This window comes from Microbacterium sp. 77mftsu3.1 (genome assembly GCF_900100525.1).
GTDB classification, from domain to species: domain Bacteria; phylum Actinomycetota; class Actinomycetes; order Actinomycetales; family Microbacteriaceae; genus Microbacterium; species Microbacterium aquilitoris.
Map to the genome: position 1 here is coordinate 74,142 of NZ_FNCR01000001.1, position 15,150 is coordinate 89,291.

Here is a 15,150-nt window from a genome sequence, read left to right on the forward strand (position 1 = left end):
CCGATGCGAACCCCTCGTCCATCTGCTTACGCGCCGACCTTGAAGCGGGCGAAGCCGGTGATCGTGATCCCGGCGTCGGCCGCGACCTTGGCGACGGACAGCTTGTTGTCCTTCGCGTAGTCCTGGTCGAGCAGGGCGACCTGCTTGAAGAACGCGTTCACGCGACCCTCGACGATCTTGGGAAGGGCGGCCTCGGGCTTGCCCTCGTTGCGGGAGATCTCGGTGACGATCTCACGCTCCTTGTCGACGTCGGCCTCGGGGACCTCGTCGCGCGAGAGGTACGTCGGGTTGGCGAACGAGACGTGCTGCGCGATCGAGCGAGCGGTCTCGGCGTCGTCACCCGAGTAGGCGACGACGACGCCGACCTGCGGGGGCAGGTCCTTGCTCGTCTTGTGCAGGTAGACCTGGAACGCGTCACCGGACAGGGTGCGGACGCGGCGCAGCTCGACCTTCTCGCCGATGATCGCGGCCTCGTCGGAGATGAGGTCGGCGACCGTCTTGCCACCGGCGTCGGCGGCGAGAGCAGCCTCGGCCGAGTCGGCACCGGCTGCAGCAGCCGCGTCGAGGACCTTCTCGGAGAGCGCGATGAAACGCTCGTTCTTCGCGACGAAGTCGGTCTCGGTGTTCAGCTCGATGAGCGTGACCTTGCCGTCCTGCTCGCGCGCGGCGATCAGGCCCTCGCTCGTGGAGCGGTCGGCACGCTTCGCGTTGCCCTTCGCGCCCTTGAGGCGGAGGATCTCGACGGCCTTCTCGAGGTCGCCCTCGGCCTCCTCGAGCGCCTTCTTCGTGTCGACCATTCCCGTGCCGAGCTGCTCGCGCAGCGCCTTGATGTCGGCGATGGTGAAGTTTGCCATGGGTGGCGGCTCCTCAGTAGTTGGGTGGTTGTATCCGGACGTCGGCGCCCCGCGGGTGGCGGGGCGCCGACGGGAAGATCACTCGGCGGACTTGGCCTCGGCGGGAGCCTCGGTCGCCTCGGCGGCCGGAGCCTCCTCGGCAGGAGCCTCGGCAGCGGGAGCGGACTCCTCCGCAGCCGGAGCGTCGGCCTGCTCGGCGGGAGCGGACTCGAGGAGCTCGCGCTCCCAGTCGGCCAGCGGCTCGGCCTCGGCCGACTCATCGGTCGGGTTGTGGCGCTGGATGAGACCCTCGGCGGCGGCGTCGGCGATGATGCGCGTCAGCAGGCTGACCGAGCGGATCGCGTCATCGTTGCCCGGGATCGGGAACTGGAACTCGTCCGGGTCGGCGTTCGTGTCGAGGATGCCGATCACGGGGATGCCGAGCTTCTGCGCTTCGCTGACCGCGAGGTGCTCGCGCTTCGCGTCGACGATCCAGATGGCCGACGGCGTCTTGGTCAAGTTGCGGATACCGCCGAGCGACTTGTGCAGCTTGTCGAGCTCGCGCTTCTTGAGAAGCAGCTCCTTCTTCGTGAAGCCGCTCTCCGAGGGGTTGTCGAAGTTGAGCTCCTCGAGCTCCTTCATGCGAGCGAGGCGCTTGGAGACCGTCGAGAAGTTGGTGAGGAGGCCACCGAGCCAGCGCTGGTTGACGAAGGGCTGGCCGACGCGCGTCGCCTGCTCGGCGATGATCTCCTGCGCCTGCTTCTTGGTGCCGACGAAGAGGACGGTGCCGCCGTGGGCAACGGTCTCGCGGACGTACTCGTACGCCTTGTCGATGTAGCCGAGCGACTGCTGCAGGTCGATGATGTGGATGCCGCTGCGCTCGGTGAGGATGAAGCGCTTGACTTTCGGGTTCCACCGGCGGGTCTGGTGTCCGAAGTGGACGCCGCTGTCGAGCAGCTGGCGAATGGTGACGACGGCCATGGCCGTTCTCCTGTTCTATGTGGTTGATCGCGCCGGACCGTTGGTCGCGACGAGCCTGGTGCCCGGCACGCACCCGCTCCCGGAGGAGACCGTTGGGTGGGATGCCGCGATGTCGATCGACGTGGTCGGATCGAGCCGCTCAGGGCACGCGTAGTCACCCCGACGAGCGAGGTGCCCCATCAGCATAGCAAGAACGGGGCTTCTCCCCCGCGCCGCGGAACGACGGATCATCCCCCGGATGGCGAACCCGTCGTCGCGCGGTTGTCGCACCCGTCGACGATCGGGGGATGCACCGCATCCTTCGCTCCCCCGCGTCGACCGCGGCTCTCGCCCTTCTGCTCGCTCTGGCGCCCTGGGGCGCGGCTGCCGCGGAGGACCCGCCGCCCTCCTGGCGGCTGCCGGTGAGCGGAGCCCGTGTCCTCGTTCCTTTCGAAGCCCCCGCGCACGACTACGGACCCGGGCATCGGGGCATCGACATCGGGCCCGCCGACGACGTGGTCGCGGCGCCCGCGGACGGGGTCGTGGCGTTCGCCGGCACCGTCGTCGATCGCGGGGTGGTGAGCATCGATCACGGGGGCGGATGGGTCACGAGCGTCGAGCCCGTGACGCCGACCGTCGCCCCCGGTGACGTCGTGCGTGCCGGCGACCCCATCGGCCGGATCTCCGAGGGCGGTCATGCAGGGCCGGGCTCCCTCCACGTCGGCGTACGGCACGACGGTGAGTACGTGAACCCCCTCGCGCTGATGGGTCGCGTCCCACGGGCCGTGCTGCTGCCCTGCTGCTGAGCGCCCTAGGCGCGCGGGTGGGCCAGCCGGTAGGCAGCGGTCAGTCGTTCGGTGGATACGTGCGTGTAGATCTGCGTCGTCCCGAGGCTCGCGTGCCCGAGGAGTTCCTGCACCGCGCGGAGGTCGGCACCGCCGTCGAGCAGGTGCGTGGCAGCCGAGTGGCGGAGGGCGTGGGGGCCGACGGCATCCGCTCCCACGACGGGGCCGACGATGCGGCGGACGACGTCGTACGCGGTGCGCACGCCCAGGCGGCCGCCGCGCGCGCCGAGGAAGAGCGCGGATGCCTCCGTACCGGCGAGGAGGGCGGGGCGTCCACGGACGATCCAGGCGTCGAGCGCGAGAGCTGCGGGCGCCCCGTAGGGCACGACGCGTTCCTTGCCCCCTTTCCCGAACACCCGGACGGTCGCCGCTCCGCGGTCGAGTGAGTCGAGATCGAGGCCGCAGGCTTCGGACACCCGCAGGGCCGACCCGTAGAGGAGTTCGAGGAGCGCGGCATCGCGGAGGACGATCGGGTCCCCCGCGGCGTCAGCCTCGACGCGCAGATCGTCGAGGGCGTGCTGAAGCGACGACGACGACGCGACGGCGGGGAGGGTGCGGCCGCGCTTGGGGGTCACGAGCCGTAGGGTCGGGTCGTCCTCGCGCAGCCGCTCTCCCGCCGCCCACGCGAAGAAGCCGCGCACGGATGCGGTGCGCCGAGCAAGGCTCGCCCGCGCAGTGCCGCGCTGGGTCGCCGCCCACAGCCACTCCCGCAGGTCTTCCACGTCGATGCGATCGAGCTCGGGGTCGCCCAGGAAAACGGCGAGGTCCGCGAGGTCGGAGCGATACGCCCGCACCGTGGCCGCGGAGAGCCGGCGCACGCGTTCCGCGTGCTCCGTGTAGAGCAGGACCGCCGCCGACATACGCACCTTCCCAGGATGCCGCGCGATGACCGTGTCGGCGAGAGGCGTGCCGATGCGCGGCGGAGGCGCCGCCTCATCCCGGGGACGCTGAACGCCGCCATCCGTCCGGACCGCGCCGAGCCCGCCCCTCGAGCTCGAGCACCGCGAGGAGCCCTCGGGCCTCTTCGGGCGCGAATCCCGCCCGGAGCGCGACATCCTCCGGCGTCCTCGGACTCCGGAAGCTCAGGGCGTCGAGGACGCGCGTCCGATCGTCCGTCCTGTCCGGCGACGTCGATCCGGATGTCTCTGCGCCGCCGTACAGTTCCGCGGCATCGTCCGCCGACGTGATGCAGCGCGCGTCGTACTCCCGCAGCAACCGGTGACATCCCGCCGACGCCGCGCTCGTGACCGGTCCCGGGACGGCCCCGAGCGGTCGGCCCAGCGCCGCTGCATGACCTGCGGTGTTGAGCGACCCGCTGCGCCAGCCCGCCTCCACCACGACGGTCGCGCGGCCGAGCGCAGCGATCAGCCGGTTGCGCTGGAGGAACCGCCACTTCGTCGGCGCCGTCCCGCACGGGACCTCGGCAACGACGACCCCGGGACCTCCGGCGATGCGCCCCAGCAGATCGGCGTGACCGGCTGGATATGCTCGGTCGACGCCCCCTGCGAGCACGGCGACGGTGACTCCGCCCGCTGCGAGGCAGGCGCGATGCGCCATGCCGTCGATGCCGTACGCGCCCCCCGACACGATCGACGCGCCCCGGTGGGATAGTTGTGTGGCGAGCTCAGCGGTGACGTGCTCCCCGTAGGCGGTCGCCGCACGGGCTCCGACGAGGGCGAGGGCGGAACCGCCTCGGCGCAACGCCTCCGCGTCGCCCCGGGTCCAGAGTGCATGAGGCGAGTGGATGCCGAGATCCTCCACCGCCGCGGGCCATTTGGCGCTTCCCGGCACGATGAGCGACGCGCGGACGCGCCTCGCGCGGTCGAAGGCGTCGTCGACGGTCCCCCAGCGCGCACGCCAGCGGCGTCGCCCGGCGTCGACAGCCGCGTTCCCGGTGTCGGCGTCCCTGACGGCGACATCCAGTGCCTCGACCGCCCCCATCTCCGAGATGAGGGCGCCGGCCACGCCGTCGCCGGGCTCGGTGAGACACGACCACACTGCGGCTGCGTGATGTCGGGCGACGGCCTGGGCGTCCTCGAGCACCGCGGCGGGCACGAGGCCCGCCAGACGACCGCGCCAGGCGGTGACGTCGGAGCTCATCGCGGCGACGCTCCTCTCTTGAGGTACAGCGCACCGCCGATGTCCGCAGCATTCGGACGGCCCCGACCGGCGAGGTCGGCGAGCGTCCACGCCACTCGGAGGACTCGGTCGTAACCCCGCAGTGTGAGAGAGCCACGGTGCAGCGCGTCGTCAAGGGGGCGCGTGATCGACGGCTCTGGGCGAAGCGGTCCGGCTCGGAGCCACGTTCCCTCCACCTCGCTGTTGGTGCGCCAGGGGGTGTCGGACAGCCGGTGACGTGCGCGGTCGCGTGCACCCGAGACTCGCTCGCGCGCCTCGTCCGTCGTCATCCCTGCGACCACGCTCTGCGTCGCGGACACGCGCTGCAACCCCAGTTCGATGTCGATCCGGTCGATGAGGGGACCCGACAGTCTGCCGAGGTAGCGCCGGATGGCGAGCGAAGGGCAGGAGCAGGCACCTCCCGGGACGCCGTAGTTGCCGCAGGGACACGGGTTCGTCGCCACCACGAGTTGGAACCGCGCGGGCAGAACCGCGCGGAAGCCGACCCGGTGGATCTCGATGCGGCCCGACTCGAGGGGCTGGCGGAGGGCGTCCAACGCATGCCCGCTGAACTCTCCCGCTTCGTCGAGGAACAGGACTCCCCCACTCGCTCGAGCGATCGCCCCCGGCTGCAGGATCCGACTCCCCCCGCCGACGAGAGCAACGGCCGACGCGGTGTGATGAGGCGCTTCGAACGGCGGTCGACGACGAAGCGTCGTGACGGGCAGACCTGCGAGCGAGCGGATCGACGCCACTTGCAGGGCCGTCTCGTCGTCGAGGTCGGGCAGGAGGCCTGGCAGACGCTTGGCCAACATCGTCTTCCCCGCCCCCGGCGGGCCGCTCATCAGCAGGTGATGGCCGCCGGCCGCGGCGACGATGAGGGCTTCGACGGCGTCGCGCTGGCCGATCACGTCAGCGAGTTCGGGCGTCGCCACCTCATCGGTCTCGACGTCGCCCGGGCCTGCGACCGGCTCGGTCTCGACGTCGGGCACGTCCAGCCCGTGCGCCCGAGCGACGTCGCGCAGGCTGGCGGCGCCTCGCACCTCGATCCCCTCCACGAGCGCCGCCTCGGCGAGGTTGCCGTGGGGGACGATGACCCGGCGGAAGCCGGCCCGCGCGGCCGCCAGGACGGCCGGGAGGATCCCCGAGACGGGGCGCAGCCTGCCGTCGAGACCCAGTTCGCCCAGGTGGACCGTCTCGGCGAGCGACTGCCGATCCAGCGGGGCCTCGGTCGCCACTGCCGCGATGGCCACGGCGACGTCCAACGCCGAACCCCGCTTGGGAAGGTTCGCGGGCGACAGGTTCACCGTCACATGGCGACGAGGCAGCGCGAGGTCGCTGTTGGCGCAGGCGTTGTGGACCCGCTGCTGCGCCTCGCCGATCGCCTTGTCCGCCAGACCGATGATGGAGAAGCCGGGGATCTGGTTCGAGAGGTCCGCTTCGACCTCCACGATGTCTCCCACCAACCCGGTGAGGACGACGGACCACGTACGGCCGAGGCTCATCGGAGGTCCTCCAGGTGCTCCACGACCGCCGACTCGGGATCGGGGCCCGTGACGCCGATCACATCGAGCCGCAGTCGCCTCCCCCGAGCTGCGTCAGGGTGCGCGACGACCCAGGCGACGCCCAGGCGCCAAAGGCGATCCCGCTTCCTCGCATCCACGGCGGCGAAGGGATGGCCGAACCATTCGCCGCGTCGCGTCTTCACCTCGACGACGACGAGGTCCCTTCCGCAGGCGGCGACGATGTCGATCTCGCCGCTGCGGCTTCGCCAGTTCCGATCGAGGATGCGGTAGCCGAGGGTGCGAAGGTGCCTCTCGGCACGCTCTTCGCCCGCTCGGCCGAGGTCGTCTTTCGCTGCCATTCCCCCACTGTCGAGGGCGCGCGATCCGTTTCCCGCCGCCACTGCCGGACCCGTGGAGCCACGCGACGGAACCCGACCTGGGGAGGAGGCTCAGCCGTCGAGCGAGAGCTCTTCAGGGAGCTGGAAGTCCCGACGCTGCAGTTCCTCCACGTTCACATCCTTGAAGGTGAGGACGCGGACCGACTTGACGAAGCGATCGGCACGGTAGATGTCCCACACCCAGACGTCGGTCATCGAGATCTCGAAGTAGAAGTCGTGCTCGGTGTCCCGGCGGACCACGTTCACATCGTTGGCGAGGTAGAACCGTCGCTCGGTCTCGATCACGTATTGGAACTGACCGACGACGTCGCGGTACTCCTTGTACAGAGCCAGTTCCAGCTCGCGGTCGTAGTCCTCGAAGACTTCGTCATCCATGGTGATTCCATCCTAGGCGGGCGCTCGGCGCGCGCGGACCTAGAACAGCGTCGGCGCCGACGCGATGGCCCACGACGCTCGATGATGCACGCTCAGACCGTGGGTCTCGATGGCTGCGCGATGCTCTGCGCTCGCGTAACCCTTGTTCCGCGACCAGCCGTAGACGGGAGCGTCTCCGTCGAGTCCGCTCATGTACTCGTCGCGTGAGACCTTCGCGATGACGGATGCCGCCGATGCCGACGCGCAGTCCCGGTCCGCCTTGATGACGGGCCGGACACCGCGACCCACCGCGGAGACGGGGGTGATGTAGTCGTGGTTGCCGTCGAGGATCACCAGGGCGTCGTCGATGTCGACCCCCTGGGCACCCAGTCCTTCGATCGCCCTCACCGCGGCGAGGCCGAGCGCCCGGATGATGCCGACGTCGTCCACCTCGGCCGCCGACGCCCACCCGACGGCGTGCGCGGGAACCCATGCGCGCGCCCGCTCGGCGATGCCCGCGCGTCGGGGTTCGACGATGAGCTTGGAGTCACGGAGCCCCTCCGGTATCCGGCGGCGGCTGAAGGCGGCATCCGCTGCCACCGCCCCGACGGCGACCGGTCCTGCCAGCGCGCCCCGACCGACCTCGTCGCACGCGATGACGAGCGAGTGCTCTTTCAGCAGGCGGCGCTCCAAGGTCAGCGTCGGCGCGACCGCCGCCATCACGGCGCCGGGACCCCTCTGAACACCTCGTGGTGGAAGTCGATCGTCCCGAACCGGTCGAACGGCCAGGTGATGAGGAATGCCCGCCCCACGATGTTGTCGATCGGGACGAAGCCGTGACCGGGCTGATCCTGCTGGTATCGGGAATCCTGAGAGTTGTCGCGGTTGTCGCCGAGAACCCAGACGGAGCCCTCGGGGACCGTGACGTCGTAGTCGAACTCCTCGGGGGCGGACTGCGAGGGGCCGAGATCGAGGTACGGGGTCTCGTCGATCGGCACGCCGTTGACCGTGACCTGCCCCAGTGCGTTGCAGCAGATCACGTGATCGCCGGGTAGGCCGATGATGCGCTTGATCAGGTGATCCTCGCTGTCGGACGCCGTCAGGCCCACGAGGGATCCCAACCAGTCCAGCGCAGCCGTCAGCGGGGGCTGCTCGGGCTCGTAGGTCGTCGGAAGCCACCCGCCCGGGTCGCGGAAGACCACGACGTCGCCGCGCTCGTACGCACCGAAGCGGGGCGTCAGCTCATCGACGAGGATCCGGTCGCCCTTCAGCAGCGTTCGCTCCATCGAGCCCGACGGGATGTAGAACGACCGCACGAGGAACGTCTTCACCAGGAAGGAGACGAGCACCGCGACCAGCAGGATCACGAGGAGGTCGCGGATGAAAGGCCACGGTCCGCGACGGGGACGCGTGTCGCTGTCGACGGCGGGCGACGAGGAGTCGGTGGTCATGCTGTCCTTCACCGGCGCCGGGGTTCGGCGACCATCCACCAGCGTCGCACATGACGGCTGGACCGGGCATCGAAACACCCGGGAACGACGGATGCCCCGGGACAGTGTCCCGGGGCATCCGTGGAAAAGCGCTCAGCGGTCGCGCTTCTCCTTGATCTTCGCCTTCTTGCCGCGCAGCTCGCGCAGGTAGTACAGCTTCGCGCGACGCACGTCACCGCGGGTGACGACCTCGATGTGGTCGATCACGGGGCTGTGCACCGGGAAGGTACGCTCGACGCCCACCTGGAAGCTGATCTTGCGAACGGTGAACGTCTCGCGGACGCCGTCACCCGAGCGACCGATGACGACACCCTGGAACACCTGGATGCGCGAGCGGTTGCCTTCGGTGATGTTGACGTGGACCTTCACGTTGTCGCCGGCGTTGAAGACGGGGATGTCGGACCGCAGCGAGGCTGCGTCGACGGAGTCGAGGATCTGCATGATCGTCACTTCCTGCGACCGCCCCAGGTCGATCGCGAGAGTTAGAGGAGAAAGGATGCGGTGCCCTGTCGGCGCCGATGCGGCTCCGAACTCCCCCGAGGCAGAGATCTGTCAGGGCACAAGCGTCCATTCTGCCATGGATGCCGACCCCCTCCAAACGCGCCCGGATCAGACGAGGGGGTCGCCCTTCTCCTCGAGGACGACCACCGAAGGATCGCGACGTCCTGCCGTGGCCGGGGCCGTGTAGCGACGGAGGATCACCGAGGGGCGGGCCTCCTGGAACAGCTGCCGGAGCGAGGACCAGAAGACGGCGAGGTACACAACGGTCGCTGCGATCAGGAGCGGCCAGAACCAGGTCTGGTTGAACAAGCCCACCGCAATGGTCAGGACGTGCCAGAGGCCGACGCCGGCGGCATCCCACCATGACACCGTCCGCGTGTGCCGGACGGTCCCTCGGGAGCGGATGAGGAGGGTCAGGATGAGCTGACCGACGAGTACGGACGGGATCGCGATCACGAGGACCCAGGCGAGCGCCCACCCGCCGGCGTCCGAGACGATCCAGCCCACCAGGAGCCAGAGCGGCAGGATGGCCGCGCTCGGGAGGAGCCAGAAGAAGAATCCACGACGCAGGGGCATCCTCCGATGCTACGCCGACGAGGACCGACCGGCCTCTGCGGGTTCCGGCTACTCGGGCAGGAGGTCGGGGCGACGCGTCCTGGTGCGCTCGACCTGCTGGTCGCGACGCCACTGCGCGACACGTCCGTGGTGACCGCTCAGCAGGACGTCGGGAACCTCGTACCCTCGCCACGACGCGGGCTTCGTGTAGGAGGGGTATTCGAGCAGCCCGTCCTCGTGCGACTCCTCGACGAGACTCTCGGGGTTGCCGACAACGCCCGGGACGAGCCGCCCCACGGCTTCGATCATCGCCATGGCCGCGACTTCACCGCCGTTCAGCACGTAGTCTCCGAGGCTCACCAGGCGCACGCGGCCGATCGTCGCGGCGTACGAGAAGACGCGCTCGTCGATACCCTCGTACCGTCCGCAGCCGAAGACGATGTGCGGCTCGTGGCTCCACTCGCGGGCGAGGGACTGCGTGAACCGTTCCCCCGCAGGCGACGGGAAGACGAAGAGCGGTCCGGATGCCGCATCCTCGGCGTCGTGACCTGCGGCGGCGATCTCATCCAGCGCCAGCGCCCAGGGTTCGGGCTTCATCACCATCCCGGCGCCACCGCCGTAGGGCGTGTCGTCGACGGTGCGGTGACGATCGGTCGCGTGCTCGCGGAGATCGTGGACGCGGATGTCGAGGAGGCCGGCTCCGCGCGCTCGACCGAGCAGCGAGACCTCCAGGACGTCGAAGAATGCGGGGAAGATCGTGACGACGTCGATGCGCACGTCAGGCTCCGCGGACGTCCTCATCGGCGACCTCGTCCAAGGATCCCTCGGAGTGGTCGTCGTCGGCGGGAAGCTCTTCGAACAAGCCTGGCGGCGGGGTGACGATCAGCCGGCCGGCAGCCATGTCCACCTCGGGAACGATGGCCTTCACGAAGGGGACGAGCACCTCGCGGTCGCCGTCCTGCGTCAGCTGGACTCCGAGGAGATCCTGGGCCGGGAAGTGGTCGACACGGACCACTTTGCCGACGACATCGCCGTCACGCACGACGTCGAGCCCGACGAGCTGGTGGTCGTACCAGGCGTCGTCTTCGACGACCGGAGCGGAGGCATCCTGCTCGATCCACAGGATCGCCCGCACGAGGGACTCGGCCGCGCTGCGATCGTCGATCCCCTCGAGGAAGACGACGGGGTGCGAGTTCATCCATTTGAACTCGCGGACGGTCACGGTCTTGCCGTGCCAGGGCGAGGACTCCGGGACCTGCAGCGTGAAGACGGCACCGGTGACGAAACGCCCGTCCGGGTCATCCGTGTAGAGCTCGAGCTTGAGGGCGCCCTTGAGACCATGCGCCTTGACCAGGCGCCCGACACGCAACTGCGTTCGGGCCGATTTCGCCGACATCTCAGTCGTCCGCAACGTCGACGCGGACGCGCGAGCCGTCGGCCAGCGCGGAGATGAGGGTGCGCAGGGCTTTCGCCGTGCGTCCGCCGCGCCCGATCACACGACCCCGATCATCGGGGTGCACACGCACTTCGAGCACCTCGCCGCGAGGCGAGGAGCTGGAGGCGATGGTGACGTCATCCGGGTGATCGACGATCCCCTTGACGATGTGTTCGAGCGCGGCGGCCAGCAAGGTCTTACTCGGACTCGGTCGCGTCGGCGGCCTCGGCGTCGGCGGCGGGCGCCTCGGCCTTCTTCTCGGCCTTCGGCTTGACGACCGACTTCTTCGACGAGTCGAGCTCGAAGGGAGCCTTCGGCTCGGCGGTCTTCACGGTCGAGACCGCGTCCTTGTCGCCCTTGAACTTGCCCCAGTCGCCCGTGAGCTTGAGGATGGCGGCGACCTGCTCGGTCGGCTGCGCGCCGACGGAGAGCCAGTACTGCGCGCGCTCCGAGTTGACCTCGATGAACGAGGGCTGCTCGGTGGGGTGGTACTTGCCGATCTCCTCGATCACGCGACCGTCGCGCTTGGTGCGCGAGTCGGCGACGACGATGCGGTAGTACGGCGCACGGATCTTGCCCATGCGCTTCAGACGGATCTTGACAGCCACAATTCTCCTGAATGGTGTTGCGAATGATGATGAACGTCGCCTGGAGCGTGGGGTGCACACCCGGCGGGAGCTCTGCGGTGGACCTCCGAGCCGGATAGAGGGTCGGGCAAGGCGGTCCAACCGTCCATTCTGCCAGATGGAGAGGGATGCCGCGAACCGCCGGATCGGCGTGCCACACTGGGCCGATGACGGTGACCTTCGCCACATCCGCCCGTTCGTCCGTCGGTATCGAATGGGAGATCATGTTGGCCGACAGGTCGACCGGTGATCTCGTCCCGGCGGCCCCCGGCATCCTCGACCAGGTCGAGGAGCAGACGCGGCACGAGCGTCACACGGTCACGGGCGAGCTCCTGACGAACACCATCGAGGTGACGAGCGGCGTCGGCGACACCGTCGCGGCGGCGGTGGACGACATCGGGGATGCGATCGATCTCGTCCGCACGGTCACCGATCCCCTGGGCGTCGAGCTCCTCTGCGCAGGCAGCCACCCGTTCGCACGCTGGTACGACCAGCAGGTCACGGACAAGACGCGCTACCACAAGCTCATCGAGCGGACCCAGTGGTGGGGGCGCAACATGATGATCTGGGGCATCCACGTCCACGTCGGGGTGGAGGACGTGTCGAAGGTCTTCCCCATGATCAACGCGCTCTCGGCGTATCTCCCCCACCTCCAGGCGCTGTCCGCCTCGAGTCCGTTCTGGGCCGGCGACCGCACGGGGTACGCGTCCAACCGCGCTCTCGTCTTCCAGCAGCTCCCGACTGCGGGGCTCCCCTGGCCGCTGGAGTCGTGGGCCGAATACGAGGCCTACCTGGGCGACATGGAGCGCACGGGGGTCATGGCCGATGCGACCGAGGTGCGGTGGGACATCCGCCCGGCACCACGGTGGGGCACCATCGAGATCCGCGCGTGCGACGGCATGTCCACGCTCCCCGAGCTCGCGGCGGTCGCCGCCCTCGTGCAGGTCCTCGCCGAGCACTTCTCGCGGATGCTCGACGAGGGACGGGCCCTCCCGACGATCCAGCCGTGGTTCGTCCGCGAGAACAAGTGGCGGGCCGCACGCTACGGACTGCAGGCCGACGTCATCGTCGACCGCGAGGGACGCCAGCGCCCCGTCGCGGACCATCTCCGTGAGATCGTCGACTCGCTCTCGCCCATCGCCGCGGAGCTCCACTGCGCGAAGGAATTCGCCGGCGTCGCCCAGATCCTCGACCAGGGTGCCAGCTACGAGCGACAGATCCGGGTGGCGGATGCCGCCGACGGCGACCTGCGCGAGGTGGTGCACCACCTCATCCGGGAATTCCGCGGCGGACCCAGCCTCCGGGACGTCGTCTCGGTCGGCTGAGCCGGTTCAGCCCTTGCCGAAGAGCTTCTGGATCTCGGCGAGATCGGCCTCGCTCGGCTGAGCGGGTGCGCCGAGCCCGAACCCGGAGCCGGATGCCGTGGTGCTCGACGACGTGATGCCCGCGTTCTCGGCCGCGCGCTTGGCGGGATTGCCCGAGCGCGATCCGCCACCGCTCTTCTGCTTCTTCCCGCGCTTGCTCGAGGCGCCCGGCTTGCCGCCGACAGCACCCATCCCCGGCATCGAGGGGACGCCGCCGCGAGCCACGGTCTTCATCATCTTGGCCGCCTGGTCGAAGCGCTGCACGAGCTGGTTCACGTCGGTGACCGTCATGCCCGAGCCGCGGGCGATGCGGAGGCGACGCGAGCCGTTGAGCACCTTCGGATTGCGGCGCTCTCCCGGCGTCATGGAGCGGATGATCGCCTCGGTCCGGTCGATCTCGCGCTCGTCGAAGTTCTCGATCTGCTGCTTCATCTGCCCCATACCGGGCAGCATTCCGAGCATCTTCTTCATCGAGCCCATCTTGCGGACCTGCTGGAGCTGCTCGAGGAAGTCCTCGAGGGTGAACTGCTCGGTCGCGAGCTTCTCAGCGACGCGCTGCGCCTCCTCCTCATCGAAGGCCTGCTGAGCCTGCTCGATGAGGGTGAGGATGTCGCCGAGGTCGAGGATGCGGCTCGCCATGCGGTCGGGGTGGAAGGGCTCGAGGTCGTCGAGGCCTTCACCCGTCGACGCGAAGATGATGGGGCGACCGGTCACGGAGGCCACGGACAGCGCGGCACCACCGCGTGCGTCGCCGTCGAGCTTGGAGAGCACGACACCGGTGAAGTCGACGCCGTCCTGGAACGCCTTGGCCGTGTTCACGGCATCCTGACCTATCATCGCGTCGATGACGAAGAGGACCTCGTCCGGCGCGGTCGCCTTGCGGATGTCGGCGGCCTGCTTCATGAGCTCGGCGTCGACGCCGAGGCGGCCGGCCGTGTCGATGATCACGGTGTCGAACTGCTGACGTCGCGCGTGCTCGACGCCATCGCGGGCGACCTTGACCGGGTCACCGACGCCGTTGCCCGGCTCGGGCGCGTAGATGGCCGCGCCGGCACGCTCCGCGACGACGGTCAGCTGGTTGACGGCGTTGGGGCGCTGGAGGTCGCACGCGACGAGGAGCGGAGTGTGACCGTCCTTCTCGAGCTGCTTGGCGAGTTTTCCCGCGAACGTCGTCTTACCGGACCCCTGGAGACCGGCCAGCATGATGACCGTGGGGGGCTGCTTGGCGAACTGCAGACGGCGCTGCTGCCCGCCGAGGATGGCGACGAGCTCCTCGTTGACGATCTGGACGACCTGCTGAGCCGGGTTCAACGCCCGGCTGACCTCGTCACCGAGTGCGCGCTCGCGCACCTTGCCGGTGAACTCCTTGACGACCTGCAGTGCGACGTCCGCGTCGAGCAGTGCGCGACGGATCTCGCGCACGGTGCCGTCGATGTCGGCGGGCGACAGCTTCCCCTTCGTGCGGAGGTTGCGGAAGGTCTCGGTGAGACGATCGGAGAGCGTGCCGAAGGTAGCCATGATGGATCGAGTTTAGTCGAGAGAGCGGGAGTCCCCCGCCCGGCTCCACGGGAGAGTGACCTCCGCCACCACCAGGGCGTGCGCCAGCTCCATCGCCAGCGTCGCGCGGGCCACCCCGCCGCGCGCCCATCGTTCGATGGCGACCATCACGGCTCCGGCGTGCGCCGCGCCGCACACTGCAGCCTCGACCTGATCGGCGCCGTGTGCGATGACGGATGCCGCGACGGCTCGCGCGATCCTGGCGTGGCGCACCGCGGCGCCGCGCTCGAGCTCGTCGGTCAGCCCCATGGCCTCGGTGTTGACCAGAGCGAGGGCGAGACTGTCGGGCTCGAGGTCGCGGCACAGCGTCGTGAGAGCAGCGGCCGGGTCGATGAACGGGACGTCGCCGCGAAGGCGGTCGATGCGCTCGTCCAGGGACGACCAGAGGATCGCTTCCTTCGACTCGAAGTAGTTGAAGAAGCTGGACCGGCTCACGCCCGCGCGACGGGAGATGTCGGTGATCGAGGTCGCGTCGAAGCCGCGCTCGAGGAAGAGCTCGCAGGCCGCCTCGGACAGGACTTCCCGAGACGACGCGCGGGGCCGGCCGGACGTCATGCGACGAGCTTACCGGGGGCGTATTGTTGCACGCAGTCCAACAACCCCTGAGGA

Annotated in this window: 20 protein-coding genes; 3 read left to right on the top strand and 17 right to left on the bottom strand. The window is 69.5% G+C overall.

Going from position 1 to position 15,150, the window contains the following annotated elements; all coding sequences use genetic code 11:
* Positions 1 to 26: 26 nt before the first annotated feature.
* Positions 27 to 854: a translation elongation factor Ts gene (gene tsf, locus BLR68_RS00405; RefSeq protein WP_018188030.1), complete on the bottom strand. Its 828-nt coding sequence runs from the start codon at positions 852 to 854 to the stop codon at positions 27 to 29.
* A gap of 78 nt (positions 855 to 932) precedes the next feature.
* Positions 933 to 1,814, bottom strand: coding sequence for a 30S ribosomal protein S2 (rpsB, locus tag BLR68_RS00410; protein WP_018188031.1), 882 nt, complete (start codon positions 1,812 to 1,814; stop codon positions 933 to 935).
* On the opposite strand from rpsB, the gene BLR68_RS17840 reads away from it, so the two are divergent.
* Together BLR68_RS17840 and BLR68_RS00415 are read left to right on the top strand one after the other, a co-directional pair.
* Entirely contained in the window at positions 1,813 to 1,968 is a 156-nt protein-coding gene (locus BLR68_RS17840; protein ID WP_018188032.1) for a hypothetical protein, read from the top strand. The two genes, rpsB and BLR68_RS17840, sit on opposite strands and share 2 nt — an antisense overlap.
* A 133-nt stretch (positions 1,969 to 2,101) precedes the next feature.
* A complete protein-coding gene (locus BLR68_RS00415) occupies positions 2,102 to 2,599 on the top strand; it encodes a murein hydrolase activator EnvC family protein (RefSeq protein WP_018188033.1) in 498 nt (165 codons plus the stop codon).
* Between the two features lie 5 nt (positions 2,600 to 2,604).
* Here BLR68_RS00415 and BLR68_RS00420 read toward each other — a convergent pair whose 3' ends face one another.
* The 13 genes from BLR68_RS00420 to rpsP form a co-directional block, all read right to left on the bottom strand.
* Positions 2,605 to 3,498 carry a tyrosine-type recombinase/integrase gene (locus tag BLR68_RS00420; RefSeq protein ID WP_018188034.1) on the bottom strand — a complete coding sequence of 298 codons (894 nt, stop codon included), beginning with the start codon at positions 3,496 to 3,498 and terminating at the stop codon, positions 2,605 to 2,607.
* Between the two features lie 73 nt (positions 3,499 to 3,571).
* Positions 3,572 to 4,738, bottom strand: a complete 1,167-nt coding sequence (gene dprA / locus BLR68_RS00425) for a DNA-processing protein DprA (RefSeq protein ID WP_018188035.1) — start codon at positions 4,736 to 4,738, stop codon at positions 3,572 to 3,574.
* Positions 4,735 to 6,261 (bottom strand): YifB family Mg chelatase-like AAA ATPase, encoded by a 1,527-nt coding sequence (locus BLR68_RS00430; protein WP_018188036.1) that lies wholly within the window; start codon positions 6,259 to 6,261, stop codon positions 4,735 to 4,737. The genes dprA and BLR68_RS00430 overlap by 4 nt, the downstream gene beginning before the upstream one ends.
* Positions 6,258 to 6,620 carry a YraN family protein gene (locus tag BLR68_RS00435; protein WP_018188037.1) on the bottom strand — a complete coding sequence of 121 codons (363 nt, stop codon included), beginning with the start codon at positions 6,618 to 6,620 and terminating at the stop codon, positions 6,258 to 6,260. The genes BLR68_RS00430 and BLR68_RS00435 overlap by 4 nt, the downstream gene beginning before the upstream one ends.
* Positions 6,621 to 6,710: 90 nt before the next feature.
* Positions 6,711 to 7,034, bottom strand: a complete 324-nt coding sequence (locus tag BLR68_RS00440) for a DUF2469 domain-containing protein (RefSeq protein WP_018188038.1) — start codon at positions 7,032 to 7,034, stop codon at positions 6,711 to 6,713.
* Positions 7,035 to 7,073: 39 nt separating this feature from the next.
* Positions 7,074 to 7,733 carry a ribonuclease HII gene (locus BLR68_RS00445; RefSeq protein ID WP_018188039.1) on the bottom strand — a complete coding sequence of 220 codons (660 nt, stop codon included), beginning with the start codon at positions 7,731 to 7,733 and terminating at the stop codon, positions 7,074 to 7,076.
* The gene (gene lepB / locus BLR68_RS00450; RefSeq protein WP_026302965.1) at positions 7,733 to 8,464 is read right to left on the bottom strand and encodes a signal peptidase I; all 732 of its coding nucleotides are present in this window, start codon (positions 8,462 to 8,464) and stop codon (positions 7,733 to 7,735) included. The genes BLR68_RS00445 and lepB overlap by 1 nt, the downstream gene beginning before the upstream one ends.
* A 132-nt stretch (positions 8,465 to 8,596) precedes the next feature.
* Complete coding sequence (rplS, locus tag BLR68_RS00455) at positions 8,597 to 8,944, bottom strand: 50S ribosomal protein L19 (protein WP_018188041.1); 348 nt, start codon at positions 8,942 to 8,944, stop codon at positions 8,597 to 8,599.
* Positions 8,945 to 9,112: 168 nt separating this feature from the next.
* Entirely contained in the window at positions 9,113 to 9,580 is a 468-nt protein-coding gene (locus BLR68_RS00460) for a hypothetical protein (protein ID WP_018188042.1), read from the bottom strand.
* A gap of 48 nt (positions 9,581 to 9,628) precedes the next feature.
* The gene (gene trmD / locus BLR68_RS00465) at positions 9,629 to 10,336 is read right to left on the bottom strand and encodes a tRNA (guanosine(37)-N1)-methyltransferase TrmD (protein ID WP_026302966.1); all 708 of its coding nucleotides are present in this window, start codon (positions 10,334 to 10,336) and stop codon (positions 9,629 to 9,631) included.
* A gap of 1 nt (position 10,337) precedes the next feature.
* Positions 10,338 to 10,955: a ribosome maturation factor RimM gene (gene rimM, locus BLR68_RS00470; RefSeq protein ID WP_018188044.1), complete on the bottom strand. Its 618-nt coding sequence runs from the start codon at positions 10,953 to 10,955 to the stop codon at positions 10,338 to 10,340.
* A 1-nt stretch (position 10,956) separates the two neighbouring features.
* Positions 10,957 to 11,187, bottom strand: coding sequence for an RNA-binding protein (locus BLR68_RS00475; RefSeq protein WP_018188045.1), 231 nt, complete (start codon positions 11,185 to 11,187; stop codon positions 10,957 to 10,959).
* A 4-nt stretch (positions 11,188 to 11,191) separates the two neighbouring features.
* Positions 11,192 to 11,602, bottom strand: a complete 411-nt coding sequence (gene rpsP, locus BLR68_RS00480) for a 30S ribosomal protein S16 (protein ID WP_018188046.1) — start codon at positions 11,600 to 11,602, stop codon at positions 11,192 to 11,194.
* 185 nt (positions 11,603 to 11,787) lie between these two features.
* Here rpsP and BLR68_RS00485 point away from each other — a divergent pair, with 185 nt between their 5' ends.
* Entirely contained in the window at positions 11,788 to 12,945 is a 1,158-nt protein-coding gene (locus BLR68_RS00485; protein ID WP_018188047.1) for a glutamate--cysteine ligase, read from the top strand.
* Between the two features lie 6 nt (positions 12,946 to 12,951).
* On the opposite strand, the gene ffh is transcribed toward BLR68_RS00485, so the two are convergent.
* The gene (ffh, locus tag BLR68_RS00490) at positions 12,952 to 14,502 is read right to left on the bottom strand and encodes a signal recognition particle protein (RefSeq protein ID WP_018188048.1); all 1,551 of its coding nucleotides are present in this window, start codon (positions 14,500 to 14,502) and stop codon (positions 12,952 to 12,954) included.
* Positions 14,503 to 14,514: 12 nt separating this feature from the next.
* Complete coding sequence (locus BLR68_RS00495; RefSeq protein ID WP_018188049.1) at positions 14,515 to 15,096, bottom strand: TetR/AcrR family transcriptional regulator; 582 nt, start codon at positions 15,094 to 15,096, stop codon at positions 14,515 to 14,517.
* Between the last annotated feature and the right edge of the window lie 54 nt (positions 15,097 to 15,150).

Coding starts and splice junctions, on each gene's coding strand:
- tsf (WP_018188030.1), bottom strand. CDS start 854: ATGGCAAACTTCACCATCGCCGACATCAAGGCGCTGCGCGAGCAGCTC.
- BLR68_RS17840 (WP_018188032.1), top strand. CDS start 1,813: ATGGCCGTTCTCCTGTTCTATGTGGTTGATCGCGCCGGACCGTTGGTC.
- rpsB (WP_018188031.1), bottom strand. CDS start 1,814: ATGGCCGTCGTCACCATTCGCCAGCTGCTCGACAGCGGCGTCCACTTC.
- BLR68_RS00415 (WP_018188033.1), top strand. CDS start 2,102: ATGCACCGCATCCTTCGCTCCCCCGCGTCGACCGCGGCTCTCGCCCTT.
- BLR68_RS00420 (WP_018188034.1), bottom strand. CDS start 3,498: ATGTCGGCGGCGGTCCTGCTCTACACGGAGCACGCGGAACGCGTGCGC.
- dprA (WP_018188035.1), bottom strand. CDS start 4,738: ATGAGCTCCGACGTCACCGCCTGGCGCGGTCGTCTGGCGGGCCTCGTG.
- BLR68_RS00430 (WP_018188036.1), bottom strand. CDS start 6,261: ATGAGCCTCGGCCGTACGTGGTCCGTCGTCCTCACCGGGTTGGTGGGA.
- BLR68_RS00435 (WP_018188037.1), bottom strand. CDS start 6,620: ATGGCAGCGAAAGACGACCTCGGCCGAGCGGGCGAAGAGCGTGCCGAG.
- BLR68_RS00440 (WP_018188038.1), bottom strand. CDS start 7,034: ATGGATGACGAAGTCTTCGAGGACTACGACCGCGAGCTGGAACTGGCT.
- BLR68_RS00445 (WP_018188039.1), bottom strand. CDS start 7,733: ATGGCGGCGGTCGCGCCGACGCTGACCTTGGAGCGCCGCCTGCTGAAA.
- lepB (WP_026302965.1), bottom strand. CDS start 8,464: ATGACCACCGACTCCTCGTCGCCCGCCGTCGACAGCGACACGCGTCCC.
- rplS (WP_018188041.1), bottom strand. CDS start 8,944: ATGCAGATCCTCGACTCCGTCGACGCAGCCTCGCTGCGGTCCGACATC.
- BLR68_RS00460 (WP_018188042.1), bottom strand. CDS start 9,580: ATGCCCCTGCGTCGTGGATTCTTCTTCTGGCTCCTCCCGAGCGCGGCC.
- rimM (WP_018188044.1), bottom strand. CDS start 10,955: ATGTCGGCGAAATCGGCCCGAACGCAGTTGCGTGTCGGGCGCCTGGTC.
- BLR68_RS00485 (WP_018188047.1), top strand. CDS start 11,788: ATGACGGTGACCTTCGCCACATCCGCCCGTTCGTCCGTCGGTATCGAA.
- ffh (WP_018188048.1), bottom strand. CDS start 14,502: ATGGCTACCTTCGGCACGCTCTCCGATCGTCTCACCGAGACCTTCCGC.
- BLR68_RS00495 (WP_018188049.1), bottom strand. CDS start 15,096: ATGACGTCCGGCCGGCCCCGCGCGTCGTCTCGGGAAGTCCTGTCCGAG.